We start from the raw sequence: 693 nt of genomic DNA, 5'->3' as shown, positions 1-693 counted from the left end.
TCGCGGGTTCGAATCCCGTCGTTCGCTTAGAGAGGCCGGGGTGGCGGAACTGGCAGACGCACAGGACTTAAAATCCTGCGATTGGTAACGATCGTACCGGTTCGATTCCGGTCCTCGGCATAATATAATGAGCACCCTTAGCTCAACTGGATAGAGTACCTGACTACGAATCAGGCGGTTAGAGGTTCGACTCCTCTAGGGTGCATTTTTCTATTTAACTCGGGAAGTAGCTCAGCTTGGTAGAGTACTTGGTTTGGGACCAAGGTGTCGCAGGTTCGAATCCTGTCTTCCCGATTCATGGCGGTGTAGCTCAGCTGGCTAGAGCGTCCGGTTCATACCCGGGAGGTCGGGGGTTCGATCCCCTTCGCCGCTATAATGATCTTGTTGGACCTTTAGCTCAGCTGGTTAGAGCTCTCGGCTCATAACCGAGTGGTCGTAGGTTCAAGTCCTACAAGGTCCATTTGAATAGCATGGAGGATTACCCAAGTCCGGCTGAAGGGAACGGTCTTGAAAACCGTCAGGCGTGTAAAAGCGTGCGTGGGTTCGAATCCCACATCCTCCTTTTATATTAACGCGGGATGGAGCAGCTCGGTAGCTCGTCGGGCTCATAACCCGAAGGTCGTAGGTTCAAATCCTGCTCCCGCAATAAGGCTCGGTAGCTCAGTTGGTAGAGCAATGGATTGAAGCTCCATG

7 tRNA genes are annotated in these 693 nt (G+C 52.8%); all 7 read left to right on the top strand.

The features are described 5' to 3' along the window. Positions 1–34: 34 nt before the first annotated feature. The 7 genes from GEZ85_RS10155 (at position 35) to GEZ85_RS10125 (ending at position 646) form a co-directional block, all read left to right on the top strand. Positions 35–120, top strand: a tRNA-Leu gene (locus GEZ85_RS10155). An 11-nt stretch (positions 121–131) separates the two neighbouring features. Further along, positions 132–205: transfer RNA gene (locus GEZ85_RS10150), tRNA-Arg, on the top strand. 15 nt (positions 206–220) lie between these two features. Next, positions 221–294, top strand: a tRNA-Pro gene (locus tag GEZ85_RS10145). A 5-nt stretch (positions 295–299) separates the two neighbouring features. After that, a tRNA-Met gene (locus GEZ85_RS10140) sits at positions 300–373 on the top strand. Between the two features lie 13 nt (positions 374–386). Beyond that, positions 387–460, top strand: a tRNA-Ile gene (locus GEZ85_RS10135). 12 nt (positions 461–472) lie between these two features. Beyond that, positions 473–562 (top strand) — tRNA-Ser (locus GEZ85_RS10130). A 10-nt stretch (positions 563–572) separates the two neighbouring features. Continuing rightward, positions 573–646: transfer RNA gene (locus tag GEZ85_RS10125), tRNA-Met, on the top strand. Positions 647–693: the final 47 nt, after the last annotated feature.

This window comes from Streptococcus mitis (genome assembly GCF_009496205.1).
Classification (GTDB): Bacteria; Bacillota; Bacilli; order Lactobacillales; family Streptococcaceae; genus Streptococcus; species Streptococcus mitis_BN.
This window is presented reverse-complemented; position numbering and strand designations above follow the sequence as displayed.